Consider the following 22,532-nt stretch of genomic DNA (forward strand, 5'->3'; position numbering starts at 1 on the left):
GTCACTGCATCCCTAACAGCCCCGGCAACCACAATGAAATCGCCGGAATGTACGTCACCATCCCCAGCACGACCAGCAACATACCGTAAAATGGCAGCATCGCCCGCACCACGTGTTCGATCTTCTGCTTACTCACCGCACTCGCCACGAACAGCACCGACCCGACCGGCGGCGTGATCAGCCCAATCCCCAGGTTAACCATCATGATCATCCCAAAATGCACCGGGTCGATACCCAGTGCATTGGTCACCGGCAGCAGCACCGGCGTCAGGATCAGGATGATCGGCGCCATGTCCATCAGCGTGCCAATCAGCAGCAGCATGATGTTGAGGTACATGAGGATCACGTACTTGTTATCGGAGAGCGATGTGAAGAATTCGGTGATGCGCATCGGCAGTTGCATGTAGGTCATCACCGCCCCAAACGCCGCGGCAAAGCCGATTAAAATCATCACGATGGTGACGGTTTTCACCGTGCGGCACATCAGCTTCGGCAGTTCGCTCCACTTGTAGTCGCGGTAGATAAACATGGTGACGAAGAACGCCCACAGGCAGGCCACGGCGGCAGATTCGGTGGCGGTAAAAATCCCGGACAAGATCCCGCCGAGGATAATCACCACCGTCATCAGCCCCCACAGGGCATCGAGCATAATTTTCAGCGCCTGCCTGAACGGGATTTTGTCCCCCTTCGGGTAGCCGCGCTTGCGGGCGAAGCACAGGCAGAGCACCATCAGGCTCACCCCCAGCAGCAGGCCCGGCAGCACGCCCGCGATAAACAGCGTGGCGATGGAGACCGTTCCCCCCGCCGCCAGGGAGTAAATCACCGAGTTGTGGCTGGGCGGGATCAGAATCGCCTGCACCGACCCGCTGGCCGTCACCGCCGCCGCGTATTCGCGCGGATAACCCTTCTTCTCCATCTCCGGGATCATCACGCTGCCGATAGACGCCGTATCCGCCACCGACGAGCCGGAAATCGCGCCGAAGAACGTCGAGGCGACAATGTTCACCAGCGACAGCCCACCGCGGATAAAGCCGACGAACACGTAGGCGAAATTCACCAGCCGTCGGGCAATGCCCCCTTCCGCCATGATCGCCCCGGCAAGAATGAAGAACGGGATTGCCAGCAGGGTAAATTTATTGACCCCGCTGGTGATCTGGATCATCAGCGCCTCCAGCGGCAGGTCAATCCACAGCGCGCCCGCCACGGCGCTTAAGCCGACGGCGAAGGCCACCGGCATCCCCAGCGCCAGCAAAATGGCGAGGGTGAATAACAAAACAAAAGCATCCATTGTTCACCCCTTAACTGTGATTGCCGATCAGCACGACCGGACGGTTTTCCTGCGAGCCAAACAGCAGGCGTTCAAGCACAAACAGGATCAAAATGGCCGACCCGACAGGCAGAGGCAGATAGCTTTCGCCGGAGGTCAAGAGCGGAAACTCCGCCACCGGCTGCTCCCACAGCTCGACGCACAGCCAGTAGCTGTACCAGCACATCAGGCCAGAAATCAGCAGCATCAGCAGATCCACTACCCGCGCGCACAGCCTTTGCAGCGACGCGGGCAGGCGGTCGGTAAGCATGTTGACCGCAATATGCGACCCGGCGCGGTAGCTTACCGCCGCGCCGATGAAGGTAAACGTCACCATGCAGATAATGGCGATCGGTTCCGGCCAGGATTCGCCGCGATTGAGCACGTAGCGTGAGAAGATGCCGATGGGGATGACAATCGTCATCACCAGCAGCGAGAGACCCGCCACCGCCATGGCGAGCAGGTACAGACGATCCATCCACTTCAGGTAGAGTTCGGACATACGTACTCCGGATTACTGAACGTCAGCGATGGCTTTCATCAGATCCTGATGCTTGTCGCCATACTGCGCGCGCACCGGCTCAGTGGCTTTGATGAACACCGTTTTGTCGATATCGTGGAACTTCACGCCGCCAGCCTTCATTTTTGCCAGCGCCTGGTCGTTATACGCATTCCACAGCTTGCGCTGCTCGAACTGCGCTTCGCGGGCCAGCACCAGGATCTTTTGCTGTTCGTCAGCGCTGAGCTTGTCCCATTTCACTTTGGAATAGAGCAGCATTTCCGGGGTGATGAAGTGGCCGCTCAGCGTGTAGTTTTTGGCGACCGGCATATAGTTGTGGGCGATAAAGGTTGGCGGGTTGTTCTCCGCGCCGTCGATCACCCCGGTCTGCATGCCGCTGTAAACCTCGCTGACGCCCATCGCCACCGAGTTCGCCCCCATCGCTTTCAGCGTGGCCAGCGCCACCGGGCTACCCTGAACGCGGATCTTCTTCCCTTTCAGGTCTTCCGGTTTAACGATTGGCTCTTTGGTGATCAGGTTGCGGGTGCCGGAATCCATCCAGCCGAGGAAGACCAGGCGCGATTTCGGGTTGGCGGTCAGCTTGTCGCCAATCTGCTTGCCGATATCCCCGTCGATCACCTTGTGCATGTGGTCTTCATCGCGGAATACGTAGGGCAGCGTAAACACTTCGATATCCGGCAGGATGGCGGCAACCGGCGCCATAGAGACGCGTATCATGTCTATCGCCCCCATCTGCGCCTGCTCAATCATCTGCTTTTCATCCCCCAGCACGCCGCCGGGGAAGACCTTAATCTCCAGCTTGCCATCGGTTTGTTGTTTGAGTTTTTCACCCATCTGCTGAACCGCCACCACGTTCGGGTAGCCTTCAGGATGCACATCGGCGGCTTTGATGGTCTGGGCAGAAACGGTGCAGGCAAAAGCAGACAGGCACAGAGCAGCCAGTAACGGCTTGAGGGTCGTTTTCATTGAGTCAACTCCAGGGTAGTGAAATAAGCGTTAAAACGATGTTTTAGTTTTTGACGTTTAAAAATTAGACTACGGCTGGAAAAAGGAGGGTGAAGCGCCTCACAAAAAGCGCGAAATTTTGAAACGATGGTTCGAAATTGTGATGAGTACTTGTCGGGTGGCGGCTGCGCCTTACCCGACCTACTACACCCGTAGGCCCGTGCAAGCGAAGCGCCGCCGGGCGTCAGGCCGCACTTACCCCTTACGAATCACATACCGGTACGGCAAGGTCTCGGTTTGCTGCGCTACCAGTTCATGTTCCATAAAGGTACAAAAACCGGGAATATCGCGGGTAGTGGCCGGGTCATCGGCGACGATCAGCAGCGTTTCGCCGCTCTGCATGTTACGGACGGTCTTACGCACCATCATTACCGGCTCCGGGCAACGGAGGCCCTGAGCATCAAGCGTGTGGTCTGGGCTGGAAAACAGGTCAGTCATGTTCTTCTCGTTCAGGTAAAAACGGCTGTAGTTTACGCCCCGCTATCGCCAATGCAAACCAGGTTAACGATTGCGTGAAAATTAGCCATTGCAAAGTGTCGTCAAAGCAGTATCATGCGGCGGCTTTATTGGGTTCCCTCACCCCAAATATTAATCAAAAAGGTACAATATGAACTCCTTTACACAATCGCAACGCGTCAAGGCGTTGTTCTGGCTTTCGCTATTTCATCTGCTGGTGATCATCTCCAGTAACTATCTGGTACAGCTCCCCATCTCCATTTTTGGTTTCCATACCACCTGGGGCGCGTTCAGTTTCCCGTTTATTTTCCTTGCGACGGATTTAACCGTGCGTATTTTTGGCGCACCGCTGGCGCGGCGGATTATTTTTGCGGTGATGATCCCGGCACTGTTTGTCTCCTACGCCATCTCCTCGCTGTTTTACATGGGAAGCTGGCAGGGCTTCGAAGCGCTGACGCACTTCAACCTGTTCGTCGCGCGTATTGCCGCCGCCAGCTTTATGGCCTATGCCCTGGGGCAGATCCTCGATGTCCACGTGTTTAACCGCCTGCGTCAGAACCATCGCTGGTGGATGGCACCAACGGCTTCCACGCTGTTCGGTAACGTGAGCGATACGCTGGCCTTCTTCTTCATTGCCTTCTGGCGCAGCCCGGACGCCTTCATGGCAGAACACTGGATGGAAATCGCTCTGGTGGACTACGCCTTTAAGGTGCTTATCAGCCTGGTCTTCTTCCTGCCGATGTACGGCGTGCTGTTGAATATGCTGCTGAAAAGACTGGCAGATAAATCTGAAATCTCCGCATTGCAGGCAGGTTAAGGGTTCGCTTTATCAGTTGTGATAAGATGAACGAATGAGCCGCTATGGCCGTTTATCGAAAGGAAGAAGTCAATGCGCAATCTGGTTAAATATGTCGGGATTGGCCTGCTGGTTGTTGGCCTTGCAGCCTGTGATAACAGCGACACCAAAACGCCTGCTCAGGGCGCGTCAGCAGAAAGCAACGCCACCGGTCAGCCGGTGAGCCTGATGGATGGCAAACTCAGTTTCTCTCTGCCCGCGGACATGACCGATCAGAGCGGTAAGCTGGGCACCCAGGCGAACAACATGCACGTCTACTCCGATGCCACCGGGCAAAAAGCAGTCATTGTGATTGTCGGTGACGATACCAGCGAAGATCTGGGTGTGCTGTCCAAACGTCTGGAAGATCAGCAGCGCAGCCGCGACCCGCAGCTTCAGGTGGTGACCAATAAGTCTATCGAGCTGAAAGGCCACACGCTGCAACAGCTGGACAGCATCATCTCCGCCAAAGGCCAGACCGCTTACTCCTCCGTGGTTCTCGGCAAGGTAGATAATAAACTGCTGACCATGCAGATCACTCTGCCTGCAGATAATCAGCAAAAAGCGCAGGCAACCGCTGAAAACATCATTAACACCCTCGTGATCCAGTAATCGTTCACCAGGATGACGTGGCCTCCGTCGCTTGCGCCGGGGGCCATTTTTTTTCCATGACTTTAAGACTAACGCTCCAGACGAAGCGAATCCGGCGCACTACAATTAGCAAGCCCCCCGGAAAAAGGAATTCTTATGACTGCCAGCCCGCCCGACAAAGCCGGACTTCATATTTTATTAAAACTCGCCTGCCTGGTGGTTATCCTTGCGGGTATCCATGCGGCGGCGGATATCATTGTTCAGCTTCTGCTGGCGCTGTTTTTCGCCATCGTCCTCAACCCGCTGGTGACGTGGTTTTTACGCCGGGGCATCAGCCGCCCGGTCGCGATTACCATTGTGGTGATGGTGATGCTGGTTGTCCTGACGGCGCTGTTCGGCGTGCTCGCCGCCTCGCTGAGCGAATTTTCCACCATGCTGCCGCAGTACAATAAAGAGCTGACGCGCAAGCTGGTCGATCTCCAGCGCATGTTGCCGTTCGTTAATCTGCATATCTCACCGGAACGGATGCTGCGCCGGATGGATTCCGAGAAGGTGATGACCTACGCCACCACGTTGATGACCGGGCTTTCCGGGGCAATGGCCAGCATTCTGCTGCTGGTGATGACGGTGGTGTTTATGCTGTTCGAAGTGCGCCACGTGCCGTATAAGCTGCGTTTTGCCCTGAACAATCCGCAGATCCACATTGCCGGCTTGCATCGCGCGCTGAAGGGTGTGTCCAAATATCTGGCGCTGAAAACGCTGTTAAGCCTGTGGACCGGCGTGATCGTCTGGCTGGGGCTGGTGCTGCTGGACGTGCAGTTCGCGCTGATGTGGGGCGTGCTGGCGTTTTTACTGAACTACGTGCCCAATATCGGCGCGGTGCTTTCTGCCGTTCCGCCGATGATCCAGGCGTTCCTGTTTAACGGTTTTTATGAGTGCATGCTGGTAGGGGCGCTGTTCCTCGTCGTGCATATGGTGCTGGGCAATATTCTCGAACCGCGCATGATGGGTCACCGTCTGGGCATGTCGACGATGGTGGTGTTTTTATCGTTACTGATCTGGGGATGGCTGCTGGGACCGGTGGGCATGCTGCTCTCCGTGCCGCTCACCAGCGTCTGTAAAATCTGGATGGAAACCACGAAAGGAGGCAGTAAACTCGCCATTCTTCTGGGTCCGGGTCGGCCAAAAAGCCGTTTGCCGGGATAACCGGGTGGAAAGGGTTAAAAGTGACGTTTATTCGCCAGCGCGACGACAACATTGTACGATGTGCGCAGCAAATCGCGCTGGCGAAGAAAAAGTCACAGAAACAGGTTTATCGCGGACGCGCGTAGATGAAATTTACACTTACCCTTATCGACTGGCAGGCAAGAGCGCCAGGACTCAGCGATGCCGACGAATGGCAGGCATGGTCACGCCGGTCTGACGCCATCGATCCTGATGCACCGCTGGCGAAACTGACCGATCTGCCGATGATGACCGCCCGCCGCCTGAATTCAGGCAGCAAGCTGGCCGTTGATCTTGGCCTGATGATGCTGCGCAAACACCGCATCGACGCCGTCGTCTACAGCAGCCGTCACGGGGAGCTGGAACGCAATTTTCGTATTCTCCAGGCCCTGGCGGCAGATCAGCCCGTTTCCCCCACCGATTTTGCCATGTCGGTACACAACTCGGCGGTCGGCAATCTCACTATCGCCGCGCGTCAGCCGGTTGTCTCTTCGTCGGTTTCCGCCGGTATGGATACCTTCCAGCAGAGCTTATGCGAGGTGCTGAGTCTGCTGCATGCGGGCTACTCACGCGTGTTGCTGGTAGATTTCGACGGTCTGCTGCCGGAGTTTTATCACGCCGGGCTGCCGCCGCAGATGCCCGTCTGGCCCTACGCGCTGGCGCTGGTAATTGAGGCCGGAAATACGCTCAGCTGTGAAACGCACGCCAACCGCAGGCCTGAAGAGCCCGCGCTGCCGCAAAGCCTGCAGTTCCTGCGCCATTACCTGCGGGACGAGCGCCAGTTTACCCTGCCGGGCGAGCGCCTGCTGTGGCAATGGACGCGCCAATGAGAGGGTTACGTTCCCGCCTCGATCGGGTATGGCGCATGCTGATGACCGGATTGTGCTTCGCCCTGTTCGGCCTCGGCGGGCTGACGCTGTCGCTGGTGTGGTTTAACCTGCTGTTGATTTTCCAGCGTGACCGCACTCAACGTCGCCGCCTGGCACGCCGCACTATTTCTGCCAGTTTCCGCCTGTTCCTCGCGGTGGTACGCGGTGTAGGGGTACTGGATTACCGTTTCAACAACCTGGACGTTTTGCGCGCCGAGCGAGGCTGTCTGGTGATTGCGAACCATCCCTCGCTGCTGGACTACGTTTTGCTGGCGTCGGTGATGAACGAAACTGACTGTCTGGTGAAAAGCGCGTTGCTGCGTAACCCGTTCGTCAGCGGCGTGATCCGCGCGGCGGACTATCTGATTAACAGCGAAGCCGACACGCTGCTTGCCGCAAGCCAGCAGCGTCTGGCCCAGGGCGACACCCTGCTTATCTTCCCTGAAGGCACCCGCACCCGGGTGGGGGAAGCCATGACCCTGCAGCGTGGGGCGGCGAATATCGCCGTTCGCTGCAACAGCGCCGTGCGCGTGGTGGTGATCCACTGTAGCGAACGGATGCTGGATAAACAGTGCAGCTGGTATAACGTGCCCCCCAACAAACCTGTTTTCACCGTGGATGTTCGCGAACGCATCAACATTCATGATTTTTATGATGCGAGTCAGCACGAACCCGCGCTGGCGGCAAGGCAGTTAAACCGGCATATGCAGCATCAGTTAACAACCGGTCTTCAATCTTTGTCAGGAACGAAAGATGCAAGCGCTCTATCTTGAAATTAAGAATCTCATTATCTCTACGCTGAATCTGGAAGAACTTACCCCAGAGGATATTGATACAGACGCCGCGCTCTTTGGCGACGGCCTCGGTCTGGACTCAATCGACGCCCTTGAGCTGGGGCTGGCGGTAAAAAATCAGTACGGCGTAGTGCTTTCTGCCGAAAGTGACGAGATGCGTCAGCACTTCTATTCCGTTGCCACGCTCGCGGCTTTTATTCATCAACAACGCGCCTGAGAATGACCGCTATGACAGAACAACAAACGATTTATCAGGAAGTCTCTGCGCTTCTTATTACGCTGTTTGAAGTCGCTCCGGAGGATATTACCCCTGAGGCACGTCTTTACGAGGATCTGGATCTCGACAGCATTGATGCCGTCGATATGGTAGTGCACCTGCAAAAGAAAACGGGCCATAAAATCAAGCCCGAAACCTTCAAAGCGGTGCGCACGGTGCAGGACGTCGTGGACGTTGTGGAACAGCTTCAGCGCGACGCGTAACGTGCGTTCGATTCCAGTTCTTCCCGCCCTGACGGGGCTGATGCTGGTGGCATGGCCGTTTTTGATCGGCTTCGGGCTGGCGAGTAATAGCCTGCACGGGATACTGCCCGTGATGGCGCTGGTGCTGCTGTTACGCGTCTGCCAGGCCCGTCGGCAGGGCGGTCCCCTGCGTTATCTTTTCGTGAGCGTGGCGCTGGCTGGCATAGCGCTTTGCGCGGCGAGTTACGTCCTGCACGCGCACCAGTGGGTGCTGTTTTATCCGGTGGTGGTGAATCTGGTGATGCTGGTGGTGTTTGGCGGTTCGCTGTGGACGGCAATGCCTGTCGTTGAACGGCTGGCGCGCCTGCGTGAACCGGACCTCTCCCCTGTCGGGGTACGTTACACGCGCCGGGTTACCCGGGTCTGGTGCGGCTTTTTTATTATTAACGGGGCGATCGCGCTGTTTACCGTATTACACGCCGATATCCGTCTGTGGACGCTGTGGAACGGGATGATTGCCTATCTCCTGATGGGCACGCTGATGGCCGGCGAGTGGCTGGTGCGACAACGGGTGATGAAAAACGATGCTTAACCCTCTCCCGCTTAACCAGTGGCTCAGTGCCCCCCGCCCTGACGACACCCCTGTCGCCTGGCAGGACAACCATCTCTGGACGCTTGGCGATCTGCGCCACGACGTCACTCAGCTGGTCGACACGCTGCGTGATGAAGAAGGCGAGCGCTGGGCGCTGTGCATCGAAAACGGCTATCTGTTTATTGTCGCGCTGCTGGCGACGCTGCATGCGGATAAAACGCCGGTCCTCCCCGGGCACAGCCGGGCGGCACAGCTTAACGAACAGCGGGCGCTATTCAGCGGCGTCCTGAGCGACACCACGCTCGATTTTCAGGGGCGACAGCTGCGGGTGGCTTCCGTTCAGCGGGCAGGCCATCCCTTTTCACCGCTGCCTGCCATCGATGAGATGCGCACGATCGAGCTTTACACCTCCGGCTCGACCGGCACGCCGCAGCGGGTGAGTAAGCCGGTGGTCAGCCTGGATCGTGAGGCTCGTCTGCTGGCGGAACTTTTTGGCGATCGTCTGGCAGGCTGCCACGTCGTCGCTTCCGTGGTGCTGCACCATCTGTATGGCCTGACGTTTCGTGTCGTCTTACCCATGGCGCTCGGCCTGCCGCTGCACGCCAGCCTGCTCAACTATGCCGAGCAGCTCTCTGCCCTTCCCGACGATAAACGCTATCTTTTCATCAGCAGTCCGGCGTTTCTCAAGCGGCTGGACGCGTCGCTGACGCCGCCCCCCGTCAACCTGCTCTTCTCCGCTGGCGGCGCGCTGCCCTGGCAGGAGGTCGCTGCGGTTCAGGCCTGGCTCAACGTCTGGCCGGATGAAATATACGGCAGCACAGAAACGGGGGTTATGGCCTGGCGCTACCGTCAGGAGGAAAGCATCCGCTGGCAGCCTTTCCCCGGCGTGACGTTTCACGGCGATCGCGTGACGTCGCCGCTGATCCCCGAGGCGGAGGGGGTCCTGCTGGATGATATCCTGCACTTCACGGCTGACGGGCAGTTCAGCCTCGTCGGGCGCCGCGGTCGGGTGGTCAAAATTGAAGATAAGCGCATTTCGCTCGATGACATTGAGCGCCGCCTGCTGGCGCTGGACGGCATCCGCGAAGCCGCCGCGCTGACGGTGACGCGCGGCGGGCGTCAGGGTATTGGCGTATTGCTGGTGCTGAATGAAGCGGTGCGTCAGCAACACGAACAGAGCAAAAAAGCGCAGGAGCTCGCCTGGCGTCGCGCCCTTCGCCCCTGGCTTGAACCGGTTGCCGTGCCGCGCTACTGGCGGATCGTTGATGAAATTCCGGTCAACAGCATGAACAAGCGCGTAACTGCGCAGCTACAGGAGTTGTTTCATGAAAATCCCTGAAATCGAACGCCGCGAGCCTGGCCCCGGGTATCTGGAGATAACCCTTTATCTTGATCCTGACCTGCTCTGGTTTAAGGGACATTTCGCCGTACAGCCGCTGCTGCCGGGCGTAGCCCAGCTCGACCGGGTGATGCATTACGCCGCCGCGCTGGCGCCGGGCTACCGTTTTCACAGTATTCAGAACGTAAAGTTCGCCGCCCCGCTGTTACCGGAGAACACGGTCACGCTGCTCCTTGCCTGGCAGCCCGAACGCCAGATGCTGACCTTTAGCTACCAGCGCCATGCGGGTAACGAGCGTCACACCGCCAGCAGCGGGAAGATTCGCTTATGTCAGTAACCTTCCGTCCCTGCGTGCTGATCCCGTGCTACAACCACGGGGCGATGATGGCTTCGGTGCTGGCGCGCCTGGCGCCTTTCGATCTGCCCTGTCTGGTGGTGGACGACGGCAGTGATGAAACCACGCGCCGCACGCTTGAAGCGCTGGCGGCGGATCGTCCGCAGGTCACGCTGCTGCGCCTCGCCGAAAACAGCGGCAAAGGCGCGGCGGTGATGCAGGGGCTGAAAGCCTGTGCCGATCGCGGCTTCACCCACGCCGTTCAGGTGGACGCTGACGGCCAGCACGCTATTGAAGACATCCCCAAACTGCTGGCGCTGGCCGAACGCCATCCCGATGCGCTCATTTCCGGTCAGCCCGTTTATGATGACTCGATCCCCCGTTCGCGCCTGTACGGGCGCTGGATAACACACGTCTGGGTCTGGATTGAAACCCTCTCCCTGCAACTAAAAGACAGCATGTGCGGGTTTCGCGTTTACCCGATAGCGCCGGTAATGCGCCTGGCGGCGGGCACGCCGCTTGGCAGGCGGATGGATTTTGATACTGAAGTGATGGTGCGCCTCTACTGGCAGGGCAACACCAGCTATTTTCTGCCCACCCGCGTGACCTATCCGCCGGACGGGGTATCCCATTTCGATGCCCTGAAAGACAACGTGCGCATCTCGTTGATGCATACCCGTCTGTTTCTCGGCATGCTGCCGCGCATTCCTTCCCTGCTGATGCGTCGCCGCTCGCAGCACTGGGCGCAGCAGCAGGAGGTGAAAGGATTATGGGGCATGCGCCTGATGCTGCGCGTCTGGCAGTTGCTGGGGCGAAAGGCGTTTACCATCCTGCTGTGGCCGGTTACGGCCGTCTACTGGCTGACCGCCCGCGCTGCGCGTCAGGCGTCGCAGCAGTGGCTGACGCGGGTTAAAACGGTGATGGCACAGCGGCAAATGCCGCAACCCGCACGGCTTAACAGTTTTTCCCACTTCCTGCGCTTCGGTCATGCCATGCTGAACAAAGTGGCCAGCTGGCGCGGCGAAATGAAGCTTCATCGCGATCTGGTCTTTGCGCCAGGCGCGCAGGAGGCGCTGGGTCTTGACGATCCTCAGGGCAAACTGCTGCTCGCGTCGCATCTTGGCGATGTGGAAGCCTGCCGGGCGCTGGCCCAGCGCGAAGGGGCGAAAACCATCAACGCGCTGGTCTTTAGCGACAATGCTCAGCGTTTTAAACAGGTGATGGAGGAGATGGCGCCGCAGGCGGGCATTCACCTGATGCCGGTCACCGACATTGGCCCGGAGACCGCCATCCTCATTAAAGAGAAGCTGGATCGCGGCGAATGGGTGGCGATCGTGGGCGATCGCATCGCCGTCACCCCGCAGCGCGGCGGCAGCTGGCGGGTGATATGGAGCGAATTTATGGGCCAGCCCGCGCCGTTCCCGCAGGGGCCGTTTATTCTGGCGTCCCTATTGCGCTGCCCGGTGGTGCTGATTTTTGCCCTCTGCCAGCAGGGAAAGCTGACCCTGCACTGCGAGCCGTTTGCCGACCCGCTGCTGCTGCCGCGCGGCGAACGCCAGCAGGCGCTACAGCAGACCGTCGATCGCTATGCGCAGCGGCTGGAGCATTACGCGCTCTTGTCGCCGCTCGACTGGTTTAATTTTTTCGATTTCTGGCAGCTGCCAGAGGTCAACGAGAAGGAGTAAAGGGTGCTGACCGATCCCCGCTTTACGGCTGAAGTTGAAATCACCGTTCCGTTCCACGACGTCGATATGATGGGCGTGGTGTGGCACGGCAACTATTTCCGCTATTTTGAGATTGCCCGCGAAGCGCTGCTCAACCAGTTTGATTACGGCTATCGCCAGATGAAAGCGTCCGGCTACGTCTGGCCGGTGGTGGATACCCGGGTGAAATACCGCGACGCGGTGACCTTCGAGCAACGCATTCGCGTCCGCGCCCACATTGAAGAGGTTGAAAACCGTCTGCGCATCGCCTATCAAATCTTCGACGCGCAAACCGGGAAACGCACCACCACCGGCTACACCATTCAGGTGGCCGTGGAGGAAGCAAGCCGGGAGATGTGCTTTGTCAGCCCGGCCATTCTGTTCGAACGCATGGGGATCGCGCCATGAAGTGGATAACGCTACTCGCGCTGCTGGTAAGCCCGCTGGTGAACGCGGTCACGCTGGATGAACTGCAACAGCGGTTTGCGGAGCAACCGGTGGTGCGCGCACACTTCGAACAGACCCGCACGATCAAGGACATGCCTCAGCCCCTGCGCTCGCAGGGGGAGATGCTGATCGCCCGTGACAATGGCCTGCTGTGGGATCAAAAAGCGCCGTTCCCGATGACGCTGCTGCTGGATGACAAACGGATGGTGCAAATCGTCAACGGTCAGCCGCCGCAGACCATTACCGCCGACACTAACCCGCAGATGTTCCAGTTCAACCATCTGCTGCGGGCGCTGTTCCAGGCCGACCGCAAGGTGCTGGAAGAGAACTTCCGCATCGATTTCAAAGACCTGGGCGAAGGCCGCTGGTCGCTGGTGCTGACGCCCGTTACCACGCCGCTGGACAAGATTTTCTCCACCCTTGATTTGAAGGGCGCGATCTATCTGGAATCCATTCGCCTGAACGATAAGCAGGGCGACACGACGGATATCGCCCTCTCCCGCCACCAACTGACGCCCGCCCGCCTGACCGATGCAGAACGCCAGCGCTTTGCCGCACCGTAACGCTCTGCGCCCGGCGCTGCTGTGGGCCGCGGTATGCCTGATCCTGCTGGGCGTGCTGCTGTCGCTGCTGCCCGGCGCGCGGCTGAACAGCAGCGTGCTCGCCATGCTGCCGAAACAGACGCTCGGCGCGATCCCTCCCGCCCTCAACGACGGATTTATGCAGCGCCTCGACCGCCAGCTCATCTGGCTGGTCAGCCCTGGTAAACAGCCGGACCCGCGCGTGGCGCAGCAGTGGTTAACCCTGCTGCAACGCAGCCAGGCGCTGAGTGTCGTAAAAGGTCCGCTGGATGCCGCCGGGCAACAGGCCTGGGGAGATTTCTTCTGGCAGCACCGCAATGGCCTGGTCGATCCGGCCACCCGCGCCCGCCTGCAAAACGGCGGTGAAGCGCAGGCTCAGTGGATCCTGTCCCAGCTCTACTCCGCCTTTTCCGGCGTGAGCGGCAAGGAGCTGCAAAACGATCCGCTGATGCTGATGCGCGGCGCGCAGCTCGCGCTGGCGAAGAACAGCCAGAAGATGCAGCTGATGGACGGCTGGCTGGTGACAAAAGATGCGGCCGGGAACTACTGGTATCTGCTGCACGGCGAGCTGGCGGGCTCGTCGTTTGACATGCAGCAAACCCACCAGCTGGTGACCACCCTCAACGCGTTGCAGCAGACGCTGAAAAGCCAGTATCCACAGGCGCAGCTGCTCTCGCGCGGGACGGTGTTCTACAGCGATTACGCCAGCCAGCAGGCTAAAAAAGATATTTCCACGCTCGGCGTCGCCACGGTGCTCGGGGTGATCCTGCTGATTGTGTCGGTGTTTCGCTCCGTGCGTCCGCTGCTGCTGAGCCTGCTCTCCATTGCCATCGGCGCGCTGGCGGGGACGGTCGTGACGCTCCTGCTGTTCGGTGAGCTGCACCTGATGACGCTGGTGATGAGCATGAGCATCATCGGCATCTCGGCGGACTATACGATTTACTACCTCACGGAGCGGATGGTGCACGGCGCGGAACACTCGCCCTGGCAAAGCCTGGCAAAAGTGCGTAACGCGCTGCTGCTGGCGCTGCTGACTACCGTCGTGGCGTATCTCTTCATGATGCTGGCCCCCTTCCCCGGCATTCGTCAGATGGCGGTGTTCGCCGCCGCAGGGCTGAGCGCCTCGTGCCTGACGGTAATTTTCTGGCACCCGTGGTTGTGCCGTGGCATGCCGGTTCGCCCGATCCCCCTGAGAGGGATGATGCAGCGCTGGCTGAACGCCTGGCGCGACAGCAAAGCCCTCTCCGTCGGGCTGCCGGTAGCACTGGCGCTGCTCTCCGCCATCGGGATCGCCAGCCTGCGGGTGGATGACGATATCGCCCGGCTTCAGGCGCTGCCGCAGGACATTCTGGCGCAGGAAAAAACCATCACCGCCCTGACCGGGCAAAATGTCGATCAGAAGTGGTTCGTGGTGTATGGCGCGTCGGCTCAGGAAACGCTGGAGCGGCTGGAGGCGTTTGCCCCGGCGCTGGCGCTGGCGCAAAAAGCCGGAGAATTAACCCGCTGGCGCACCCTGCCGCTGAACTCGCTGGCGCGGCAGAACAGCGATCTGCAACTTCTGCGTAACGCCGCGCCGACGGTGACGAAAATGCTGCAAAGCACGGGGCTGAATGCCGTCGCCCCGAATCTGAACGCCATGCCTGTCAGCGTGGAGGCGTGGCTCGCCAGCCCGGCCAGCGAGGGCTGGCGTTTGCTGTGGCTGACGCTGCCGAACGGCAAAAGCGGTGTGCTGGTCCCGGTCGATGGCGTCAGAAACAGCGCTGCGCTCGGTGAGCTGGCCGCCCGCCATCCCGGAGTCGTCTGGGTTGACCGTAAGGCCAGCTTCGACAGCCTGTTTGCACTCTACCGCGCGCTGCTGACGGGGCTGCTGGGCGTGGCGCTGGCGGTGATTGCCTGCGGCGCGGTGGTGCGCCTCGGCTGGCGAAAAGGGCTGGTGGCGCTGGTGCCGTCCGTGCTGTCGCTGGGCGGCGGGCTGGCGGCGCTGGCCGTGACGGGCCATCCGGTGAACCTGTTTTCCCTGCTGGCGCTGGTGCTGGTCCTCGGCATTGGCATCAACTACACGCTGTTTTTCAGCAACCCGCGCGGCACGCCGCTGACCTCCATGCTGGCGATTACCCTCGCCATGATGACCACCCTGCTGACGCTGGGAATGCTGGTGTTCAGCACCACTCAGGCCATCAGCAGCTTTGGCATTGTGCTGGTGAGCGGTATCTTCACCGCGTTCCTGCTCGCCCCGCTGGCGATGCCGACTAACAAAGAGAACTTACCATGACCCGTTTCATTCGCCTGGCGGCAGTGATGATGGCCCTGTTGCTGGCGGGGTGTAGCCATACGACGAACCGCGATGACGCGCGCCCTCAGGCCTGGCTCCAGCCCGGCACCCGCGTCACGCTGCCACCGCCGGGCATCACGCCTGCCATCCGCGCGCAGCAGTTGCTTACCGGCAGTTTTAAAGGCCAGACCCAGTCGCTGCTGGTGATGCTTAACGCCGATGGCGATAAAGTGACGCTTGCCGGCCTCTCCTCCGTCGGGATCCGCCTGTTCCTCGCCACCTACGACGACACCGGGATCCACACTGAGCAGTCGGTTGTGATGCCGCAGTTGCCGCCAGCCAGCCAGGTGCTGGCCGACGTGATGCTCAGCCACTGGCCCCTCAGCGCCTGGCAGCCGCAGTTGCCGAAAGGCTGGACGCTGAACGATACTGACACCAGACGCGAACTGCGCAACCCCGATGGCAAGCTGGTCACGGAAATTGCCTACCTGAACCGTAACGGCAGGCGCGAACCGATTAGCATTGTGCAGCACGCTTTTCACTACCACATCACCATTCAATATCTGGGTGACTGAGATGATTTACCTTTCTGCCGTTGGCATGGTCAACGCGCTCGGCAACTCGGCTGATGAAATAGCGGTAAACCTGAACGCTGGCGTGGCCCCCGGGATGCGCCAGCGTGCGGGCTGGCTACAGGGCTTACCCGAGGCCGTGCTGGGCGGGGTGGAGGGTGATCTTCCCCCTGTTCCCGGGTCTTTTTCTGCGCATCGAAGTCGCAACAACCAGCTGCTGCTGGCGGCGCTGGCGCAAATCCGGCCCGCCGTCGATGCGGCCATTGCGCGCGTGGGGCGCGACCGCGTGGCGGTGGTGCTGGGCACCAGCACCTCCGGACTGGACGAGGGTGATGAGTACGTGCGCCGCGCGCAGAACGGCGAGCGCAGTCCGCAGTGGCAATATCCGCAGCAGGAGCTGGGCGATCCGTCGCGCTTTCTCGCCAGCTGGCTTGCGCTGGACGGCCCGGCGTATACCATCTCGACCGCCTGCTCCTCCAGCGCACGGGCGATCATCAGCGGTCGACGCCTGATCGACGCCGGTCTGGTGGACGTCGCCATCGTCGGCGGGGCCGACAGCCTGAGCCGAATGCCGGTCAACGGCTTCAACAGCCTGGAATCCTTCTCCCCGACCCTGTGCGAACCGTTTGGCCGCAACCGTCGGGGGATCACCATTGGCGAAGCGGCAGCATTGATGGTACTGACCCGCGAGCCGGGCGAGATTGCGCTCCTGGGCGCGGGGGAATCCAGCGATGCGTACCATATTTCCGCCCCACATCCGCAGGGCGAAGGGGCTATCCGCGCCATCACCCAGGCACTGAACGAGGCGGGCATGACGGCGGCGGACGTCGGTTATATCAACCTGCACGGCACCGCCACGCCGCTGAACGATCGCATTGAGGCGCAGGTGATCCACGATCTCTTTGGCGACCGCGTGCCGTGCAGCTCCACGAAACATCTTACCGGCCACACGCTGGGTGCCGCCGGGATCACCGAGGCCGCCCTGAGCTGGCTGATCCTGACCCGAGACCTGCCGCTGCCGCCGCAGGATTTTTCCCGCTACGCGCCGGACGACACCCTGCCCGCCTTCGGCCTACTGCACCAGAGCGCACCGCTGAATAAACCAGTGATCCTGTCAAACTCTTTCGCGTTTGGCGGCAACAACGCCAGCCTTCTGCTGGGGAGAGTATGATGCGCTACTTACCACCCGGGGATTATCTTCCTCACGACACGCCGATGCTGCTGCTTGAGAGCGTGGAAAGCGTCACCGATGACCGCGCCGTTTGCAGCGTGACGGTGAACGAACGGGGCGTTCTGGCGCCGTTTCTGGACGCAGGCGGCAACCTGCCCGGCTGGTTTGCGCTGGAGCTGATGGCTCAGACCGTGGGCGTCTGGTCTGAATGGCACCGGATGCAAAAAGGGCTGCCGCACTGTGCGCTGGGTATGGTGCTGGGCGCGCGCGAGCTGGTGTGCGACGCAGGGCATTTTGCCGCAGGCAGCACGCTGACCATCACCATCGAACGTCTGATGCAGGATGAGCGCTTTGGCAGCTTCGAGTGCACCATTCATGCGGATAATATTTCCCTCGCCACGGGCCGCGTGAACACCTTCCAGCCGAGCGAGGAAGAATTAACCACACTTTTTAACCAGGGAACACCATCATGAGATCCGTACTGGTCACCGGCGCCAGCAAAGGCATTGGCCGCGCTATCGCCCTTCAGCTTGCGGCGGACGGTTTCACCGTCGGCGTGCATTACCATCGTGATGAAGCGGGCGCGCAGGAGACGCTGGAGGCGATTGTCCAGGCAGGCGGCGCGGGCCGTTTACTCACCTTTGACGTGGGCAACCGCGAGCAGTGCCGTACGGTGCTGGAACAGGCGATCGCTGACCACGGCGCGTGGTATGGCGTGGTCAGTAACGCCGGTATTACCCGCGACGGCGCATTTCCGGCGCTCAGCGACGATGACTGGGACAGCGTGATCCACACTAATCTCGACAGTTTTTATAACGTCATTCATCCCTGCATTATGCCGATGATCGGCACCCGCAAGGGCGGGCGGATCATCACCCTGTCGTCGGTGTCAGGCATTATGGGCAACCGTGGGCAGGTGAACTACAGCGCGGCGAAAGCCGGGATCATCGGCGCCACCAAAGCGCTCGCCACCGAGCTGGCAAAACGCAAAATCACCGTCAACTGCATCGCGCCGGGGCTGATTGATACCGGTATGATCGAGATGGATGAAGCCGCGCTGAACGCGGCGATGTCGATGATCCCGATGCAGCGTATGGGCCAGGCCGAGGAAGTGGCCGGGCTGGCGAGCTACCTGATGTCGGATAAAGCAGGCTATGTGACGCGACAGGTGATATCGATCAACGGAGGCATGCTATGACCCGCCGGGTAGTGATTACGGGCATGGGCGGCATCACCGCATTCGGCGAGGACTGGCCGACCATCTCGCGCCGTCTGCGCGAGTATGAAAATGCGGTACGTACCATGACGGAGTGGCAGGCGTATGACGGCCTGCAAACCCTGCTCGCCGCGCCGATTGAAGATTTCACCCTCCCCGCTCACTATACCCGTAAGCGCATTCGCGCCATGGGCCGCGTGTCGCTGCTCTCAACCCGCGCCACCGAGCTGGCGCTGGAGCAGGCGGGCCTGATCGACGACGCGGTGCTGACCAACGGTCAGACCGGCATCGCCTACGGCTCGTCGACGGGCAGCACCGGACCGGTCAGCGAGTTTGCCTCCATGCTCACCGAAAAGCACACCCACAACATCACCGGCACCACCTACGTGCAGATGATGCCGCACACCACGGCGGTGAATACCGGACTGTTCTTTGGCCTGCGCGGACGGGTGATCCCCACCTCAAGCGCCTGTACCTCTGGCAGCCAGGCGATTGGCTACGCCTGGGAAGCGATTCGTCACGGCTACCAGACCGTGATGGTGGCAGGCGGCGCGGAAGAGCTGTGCCCGTCGGAAGCGGCGGTTTTCGATACCCTGTTTGCCACCAGCCAGCGTAACGACGCGCCCAAAACCACGCCGTCGCCGTTTGACGTTCAGCGCGATGGCCTGGTGATTGGCGAAGGGGCGGGCACGCTGGTGCTGGAAGCGCTGGATCACGCCAGAGCACGCGGGGCGACAATCTATGGTGAGATCGTGGGCTTTGCCACCAACTGCGATGCGGCGCACATCACCCAGCCCCAGCGTGAAACCATGCAGGTGTGTATGGAGCAGTCGCTGGCGATGGCGGGCCTTAGCCCTCAGGACATTGGCTACATTTCTGCCCACGGCACGGCAACCGATCGCGGGGATATCGCCGAGAGTCAGGCGACCGCCGCTATTTTCGGCGACAGCGTGCCCATCTCATCCTTAAAGAGCTATTTCGGCCATACCCTGGGTGCCTGCGGCGCGCTGGAAGCCTTGCTGAGTCTGCATATGATGCGGGAGGGCTGGTTCACGCCGACGCTCAATTTAAGACAACCGGATGAGCAATGCGGCGCTTTAGATTATATTATGGGGGAAACCCGCCCGATTGATTGCGAATTTATTCAGAGCAATAACTTTGCCTTTGGCGGCATTAATACCTCGATAATCATTAAACGCTGGGCGTAACTATGTACCAGTTTGTACTGGGAAAGATCTCCACCCTTAGCGCGGACCCGCTGGCGTCAACGCTCGCAGACATGGCACCTCAGGGTGCGCGATACGCTTCCTGGCTTGCAGGCCGGACGCTGCTCGCCAGAACTTTATCCCCCTCACCGCTTCCCGAGATAATCTACGGCGAGCAGGGAAAACCGGCCTTCGCTAACGGCCATCCGCTGTGGTTTAACCTGAGCCACAGCGGGGACGATATTGCCATGCTGATAAGCGATGAAGGCGAGGTTGGCTGCGATATCGAAGTGATCCGCCCGCGGGAGAACTGGCAGGCGCTGGCGAATGCCGTTTTCAGCCTCACCGAGCATGACGAGCTGGAGCGTGAAGCGCCGGAAGAACAGCTTTCCGCATTCTGGCGCATCTGGACGCGCAAAGAGGCGATCGTCAAACAGCGTGGCGGCAGCGCGTGGCAGATTGTCAGCATTGACAGCACCGCCCAGTCGCTCCCGGTCAGCCAGCTTCGCTTCGGCTCGCTGAGCCTGGCGGTCTGTACTCCTACGCCTTTCACCTTAACGGCGGAATCGGTGACTTACTCCGGTATTTCTGCAGCATAAAAAACGGCCATTCTGGTTAAAACCGAAATGGCCGTTGTGCATTTAACGCGTTGCTAAGCTTATTTTAAATTATCAGGAAAGTTTTTTGGCAACTCGCTGGCAGCACACGCAATAACGCTATCGTCATTCGCACCGCAGTCGCGTACAAAAGTAATCGTCGCAAATTCATCAATCACTTCGGTTGGATACGCTGGCCCGGCATCACGGTAGCTGTTCATCAGCGGAATGTGATCGTTCTGGAAGCAGACGGTTTTTTCCGGATTATTCATGACCCAGCGTGGGAAGAAGATGGTGCCGTGGAACAGGCGGTCGCCCAGGTTCACAATCAGGCTCACGTCGGTACCGGTTGGCTCCGTCCAGGAAATTTTATAGATGCTTTCCCCGACGCGGACAATGTAGGCCTGCTGATCTTTCACCCAACGATTGCCCACCAGACCGCTGTGAATACGGTAGTCGAGCGTGTTCTCGTTTTTAACGTAAATTTCGTAGTTCCAGCCATTGTCGTAGGTATATACCAGATGTTTGCCAACGAAGCCGCTTAAATCATGTTTGTCGAAGGTGCTCATAAGATGTCTCCTTTGTTTTGATGAGACGATCGTACCCCTTCAAAAAATGAATGAATAACGCTATGTTTGAATCAAATTCATCCAAAATTTAGATTAATCATGCACAAGACGACGCTCGAACAGTGGGCCTTGCTGGAAAGAGTCATCGAGGCTGGCAGCTTCGCTAAGGCGGCGGAAGAGACCCATCGCAGCCAGTCCTCGGTCAGCTATAACCTGTCGCTTTTGCAGGAGCGGCTGGGCGTAGCGCTCCTGATGACAGAGGGACGCCGTGCCGTGCTGACCCCGGCGGGTGAGCTGTTGCTGAATCAGGTTAAACCGCTGCTGAAAGCCTTCGCCTATGTTGAAACGCGCGCTGCAACCCTGCGCAGCGGGATGCGAACCCGTATCGACCTGATGGTAGACAGTATTTTTCCGCGCAGCCGGCTGTTCGCGATTTTGCGCCAGTTTCAGCAGCTGTACCCGCAAACGCAGGTGCGGCTTACCGAGGTGCTGGAAAACAGCCGCGCAGATGCGCTCAATGATGAGGCCGACGTGATGGTCTTAACCCGCCGCCAGGACATTACCGGCCTGGGCGAATGGCTGATGAATATCGATTTTGTTGCCGTCGCGCATCACGCGCACCCGCTGTTTGCGCTGGATACACCGCTTAACGACGAGATGCTTCGACCGTGGCCGCGCATTCAGATCGCAGACAGCCAGCCCACCGTTCGCCCCACCGGGGAGTCGTGGACATTCTCCACCATCGATGCCGCGATCGAAGCAGTGATGTATCAGGTTGGATATGGCTGGTTACCGGAAGAACGCATTCAGACCCCGCTCCAGCAGGGCATCCTCAAAATCCTGCCCCTCAGCCACGGCGTTCGACGCGCCACGCCGCTGCACCTCATCGTTAAACGCTCCCTCAGCCCGCTGGACGAGCAGGTTGAGACGCTGTTGTGCCTTTTTAAACAGGAGCCGTCATCGTCAACTGCTACGCTTTAAGTTTTGAACCATAAAACGACAAGGAGTGAACGATGAAAATCGATTTAACGGGGAAAGTAGCGCTGGTGACCGCGTCCACCGGCGGTATTGGGTTTGCCATCGCCCGCGGACTGGCGGAGAGCGGTGCGGAAGTGATCGTCAACGGGCGCAGCGTCGACTCGGTGAACAAAGGCATTCAGGCGCTCCAGCAGGTGGTGCCAGGCGTACAGGTCCGTGCCGCCATCGCCGACCTGAGCTCGCAGGAGGGCGTTGACGAACTGCTCAGGGTCGCCACGCACGTCGATATTCTGGTGAATAACGCCGGGATCTATGGCCAGCAGGATTTTTATTCCACCGACGACGAGACCTGGGAACGCTACTGGCAAACCAACGTGATGTCCGGCGTGCGCCTCTCCCGTGCCCTGCTGCCCGGTATGGTACAAAAAGGCTGGGGTCGGGTAGTGTTTATCTCGTCAGAATCGGCCTGCAATATTCCTGCGGATATGATCCACTATGGCGTGACAAAAACCGCCCAGCTCTCGCTGGCGCGCGGTCTGGCGAAGTTCGTGGCAGGCAGCGGCGTCACGGTGAACAGCGTGCTGCCGGGCCCGACAATGTCGGACGGTTTTGCCGCGATGATGAAAGACGAGATGGAGAGAACCGGCAAATCGCTGGAGCAGCTGGCGAAAGCGTTCGTGATGGAGAATCGCCCCAGCTCGGTTATTCAGCGCGCTGCAACGGTAGAAGAAGTGGCGAATATGGTGGTGTATGTCTGTTCCATGCAGGCCTCCGCGACTTCCGGCGCGGCGCTGCGCGTTGACGGTGGCGTGGTGGATGACATAGTTTGACCCGTCAGGCCACAGGTTCGAGAAAAAATGAGATCGGATAGAAGGACTGTGAAGGTAAAGCAGGTAAA

At 59.7% G+C, this 22,532-nt stretch carries 27 protein-coding genes; 22 read left to right on the top strand and 5 right to left on the bottom strand.

From position 1 onward, the window contains the following. Position 1 precedes the first annotated feature (1 nt). The 4 genes from ACOT1A_RS17120 to tusA all read right to left on the bottom strand — a co-directional run bounded on the left by ACOT1A_RS17120 (position 2) and on the right by tusA (position 3,269). Positions 2 to 1,288, bottom strand: a complete 1,287-nt coding sequence (locus ACOT1A_RS17120) for a TRAP transporter large permease (RefSeq protein WP_022649674.1) — start codon at positions 1,286 to 1,288, stop codon at positions 2 to 4. A gap of 10 nt (positions 1,289 to 1,298) precedes the next feature. Beyond that, a complete protein-coding gene (locus tag ACOT1A_RS17125) occupies positions 1,299 to 1,808 on the bottom strand; it encodes a TRAP transporter small permease (protein WP_023298808.1) in 510 nt (169 codons plus the stop codon). A gap of 12 nt (positions 1,809 to 1,820) precedes the next feature. After that, positions 1,821 to 2,792 carry a TRAP transporter substrate-binding protein gene (locus ACOT1A_RS17130; RefSeq protein WP_058645919.1) on the bottom strand — a complete coding sequence of 324 codons (972 nt, stop codon included), beginning with the start codon at positions 2,790 to 2,792 and terminating at the stop codon, positions 1,821 to 1,823. A 234-nt stretch (positions 2,793 to 3,026) separates the two neighbouring features. Then, positions 3,027 to 3,269 (bottom strand): sulfurtransferase TusA, encoded by a 243-nt coding sequence (gene tusA, locus ACOT1A_RS17135; protein ID WP_023307136.1) that lies wholly within the window; start codon positions 3,267 to 3,269, stop codon positions 3,027 to 3,029. 169 nt (positions 3,270 to 3,438) lie between these two features. On the opposite strand from tusA, the gene ACOT1A_RS17140 reads away from it, so the two are divergent. The 20 genes from ACOT1A_RS17140 to acpT all read left to right on the top strand — a co-directional run bounded on the left by ACOT1A_RS17140 (position 3,439) and on the right by acpT (position 20,090). Then, on the top strand, positions 3,439 to 4,104 hold the full coding sequence (locus tag ACOT1A_RS17140) for a 7-cyano-7-deazaguanine/7-aminomethyl-7-deazaguanine transporter (RefSeq protein ID WP_022649676.1): 666 nt from the start codon (positions 3,439 to 3,441) through the stop codon (positions 4,102 to 4,104). A gap of 72 nt (positions 4,105 to 4,176) precedes the next feature. Beyond that, on the top strand, positions 4,177 to 4,734 hold the full coding sequence (locus ACOT1A_RS17145) for a DcrB family lipoprotein (protein WP_022649677.1): 558 nt from the start codon (positions 4,177 to 4,179) through the stop codon (positions 4,732 to 4,734). Between the two features lie 135 nt (positions 4,735 to 4,869). Further along, a complete protein-coding gene (locus tag ACOT1A_RS17150) occupies positions 4,870 to 5,919 on the top strand; it encodes an AI-2E family transporter (protein ID WP_003861270.1) in 1,050 nt (349 codons plus the stop codon). A gap of 125 nt (positions 5,920 to 6,044) precedes the next feature. Further along, positions 6,045 to 6,767: a beta-ketoacyl synthase chain length factor gene (locus ACOT1A_RS17155; protein ID WP_023307137.1), complete on the top strand. Its 723-nt coding sequence runs from the start codon at positions 6,045 to 6,047 to the stop codon at positions 6,765 to 6,767. Continuing rightward, positions 6,764 to 7,579: a lysophospholipid acyltransferase family protein gene (locus tag ACOT1A_RS17160; RefSeq protein WP_276170005.1), complete on the top strand. Its 816-nt coding sequence runs from the start codon at positions 6,764 to 6,766 to the stop codon at positions 7,577 to 7,579. The genes ACOT1A_RS17155 and ACOT1A_RS17160 overlap by 4 nt, the downstream gene beginning before the upstream one ends. Further along, positions 7,560 to 7,817: a phosphopantetheine-binding protein gene (locus ACOT1A_RS17165; RefSeq protein WP_003861263.1), complete on the top strand. Its 258-nt coding sequence runs from the start codon at positions 7,560 to 7,562 to the stop codon at positions 7,815 to 7,817. Before ACOT1A_RS17160 ends, ACOT1A_RS17165 begins: the two co-directional genes overlap by 20 nt. 11 nt (positions 7,818 to 7,828) lie before the next feature. Continuing rightward, entirely contained in the window at positions 7,829 to 8,080 is a 252-nt protein-coding gene (locus tag ACOT1A_RS17170) for an acyl carrier protein (protein ID WP_022649680.1), read from the top strand. Further along, positions 8,052 to 8,651: a hypothetical protein gene (locus ACOT1A_RS17175; RefSeq protein WP_276170004.1), complete on the top strand. Its 600-nt coding sequence runs from the start codon at positions 8,052 to 8,054 to the stop codon at positions 8,649 to 8,651. The genes ACOT1A_RS17170 and ACOT1A_RS17175 overlap by 29 nt, the downstream gene beginning before the upstream one ends. Then, on the top strand, positions 8,644 to 9,990 hold the full coding sequence (locus ACOT1A_RS17180; protein WP_276170003.1) for an AMP-binding protein: 1,347 nt from the start codon (positions 8,644 to 8,646) through the stop codon (positions 9,988 to 9,990). Before ACOT1A_RS17175 ends, ACOT1A_RS17180 begins: the two co-directional genes overlap by 8 nt. Next, on the top strand, positions 9,977 to 10,327 hold the full coding sequence (locus ACOT1A_RS17185; protein WP_022649683.1) for a (3R)-hydroxymyristoyl-ACP dehydratase: 351 nt from the start codon (positions 9,977 to 9,979) through the stop codon (positions 10,325 to 10,327). The genes ACOT1A_RS17180 and ACOT1A_RS17185 overlap by 14 nt, the downstream gene beginning before the upstream one ends. Then, positions 10,318 to 12,009 (top strand): glycosyltransferase family 2 protein, encoded by a 1,692-nt coding sequence (locus tag ACOT1A_RS17190; RefSeq protein WP_038416876.1) that lies wholly within the window; start codon positions 10,318 to 10,320, stop codon positions 12,007 to 12,009. The genes ACOT1A_RS17185 and ACOT1A_RS17190 overlap by 10 nt, the downstream gene beginning before the upstream one ends. A 3-nt stretch (positions 12,010 to 12,012) precedes the next feature. Next, the gene (locus ACOT1A_RS17195) at positions 12,013 to 12,435 is read left to right on the top strand and encodes an acyl-CoA thioesterase (RefSeq protein ID WP_006812302.1); all 423 of its coding nucleotides are present in this window, start codon (positions 12,013 to 12,015) and stop codon (positions 12,433 to 12,435) included. Beyond that, positions 12,432 to 13,037, top strand: coding sequence for an outer membrane lipoprotein carrier protein LolA (locus tag ACOT1A_RS17200; protein WP_017384113.1), 606 nt, complete (start codon positions 12,432 to 12,434; stop codon positions 13,035 to 13,037). Before ACOT1A_RS17195 ends, ACOT1A_RS17200 begins: the two co-directional genes overlap by 4 nt. After that, positions 13,006 to 15,327: an MMPL family transporter gene (locus tag ACOT1A_RS17205; RefSeq protein ID WP_276170002.1), complete on the top strand. Its 2,322-nt coding sequence runs from the start codon at positions 13,006 to 13,008 to the stop codon at positions 15,325 to 15,327. The genes ACOT1A_RS17200 and ACOT1A_RS17205 overlap by 32 nt, the downstream gene beginning before the upstream one ends. Continuing rightward, positions 15,324 to 15,902: a DUF3261 domain-containing protein gene (locus ACOT1A_RS17210; protein ID WP_023307143.1), complete on the top strand. Its 579-nt coding sequence runs from the start codon at positions 15,324 to 15,326 to the stop codon at positions 15,900 to 15,902. The genes ACOT1A_RS17205 and ACOT1A_RS17210 overlap by 4 nt, the downstream gene beginning before the upstream one ends. A 1-nt stretch (position 15,903) precedes the next feature. Then, positions 15,904 to 17,070: a beta-ketoacyl-[acyl-carrier-protein] synthase family protein gene (locus ACOT1A_RS17215; protein ID WP_276170001.1), complete on the top strand. Its 1,167-nt coding sequence runs from the start codon at positions 15,904 to 15,906 to the stop codon at positions 17,068 to 17,070. After that, a complete protein-coding gene (locus ACOT1A_RS17220; RefSeq protein WP_276170018.1) occupies positions 17,070 to 17,543 on the top strand; it encodes a 3-hydroxy-fatty acyl-ACP dehydratase in 474 nt (157 codons plus the stop codon). The genes ACOT1A_RS17215 and ACOT1A_RS17220 overlap by 1 nt, the downstream gene beginning before the upstream one ends. Then, entirely contained in the window at positions 17,537 to 18,268 is a 732-nt protein-coding gene (locus tag ACOT1A_RS17225; RefSeq protein WP_032626847.1) for a 3-ketoacyl-ACP reductase FabG2, read from the top strand. Before ACOT1A_RS17220 ends, ACOT1A_RS17225 begins: the two co-directional genes overlap by 7 nt. Then, positions 18,265 to 19,494, top strand: coding sequence for a beta-ketoacyl-ACP synthase (locus tag ACOT1A_RS17230; RefSeq protein WP_023298820.1), 1,230 nt, complete (start codon positions 18,265 to 18,267; stop codon positions 19,492 to 19,494). Before ACOT1A_RS17225 ends, ACOT1A_RS17230 begins: the two co-directional genes overlap by 4 nt. Before the next feature lie 2 nt (positions 19,495 to 19,496). Then, positions 19,497 to 20,090, top strand: coding sequence for a 4'-phosphopantetheinyl transferase AcpT (acpT, locus tag ACOT1A_RS17235; protein WP_022649693.1), 594 nt, complete (start codon positions 19,497 to 19,499; stop codon positions 20,088 to 20,090). A 59-nt stretch (positions 20,091 to 20,149) separates the two neighbouring features. Here the strand turns inward: acpT and ACOT1A_RS17240 are convergent, their stop codons facing one another. Continuing rightward, entirely contained in the window at positions 20,150 to 20,656 is a 507-nt protein-coding gene (locus ACOT1A_RS17240; protein WP_022649694.1) for a phenolic acid decarboxylase, read from the bottom strand. Positions 20,657 to 20,755: 99 nt separating this feature from the next. Here ACOT1A_RS17240 and ACOT1A_RS17245 point away from each other — a divergent pair, with 99 nt between their 5' ends. Both ACOT1A_RS17245 and ACOT1A_RS17250 read left to right on the top strand, forming a co-directional pair. After that, positions 20,756 to 21,637 carry a LysR family transcriptional regulator gene (locus ACOT1A_RS17245; RefSeq protein WP_063152542.1) on the top strand — a complete coding sequence of 294 codons (882 nt, stop codon included), beginning with the start codon at positions 20,756 to 20,758 and terminating at the stop codon, positions 21,635 to 21,637. 32 nt (positions 21,638 to 21,669) lie between these two features. Then, a complete protein-coding gene (locus tag ACOT1A_RS17250; RefSeq protein ID WP_022649696.1) occupies positions 21,670 to 22,464 on the top strand; it encodes an SDR family NAD(P)-dependent oxidoreductase in 795 nt (264 codons plus the stop codon). Positions 22,465 to 22,532: the final 68 nt, after the last annotated feature.

The organism is Enterobacter cloacae complex sp. SYL003 (assembly GCF_049236925.1).
Taxonomy (GTDB): Bacteria; Pseudomonadota; Gammaproteobacteria; order Enterobacterales; family Enterobacteriaceae; genus Enterobacter; species Enterobacter intestinihominis.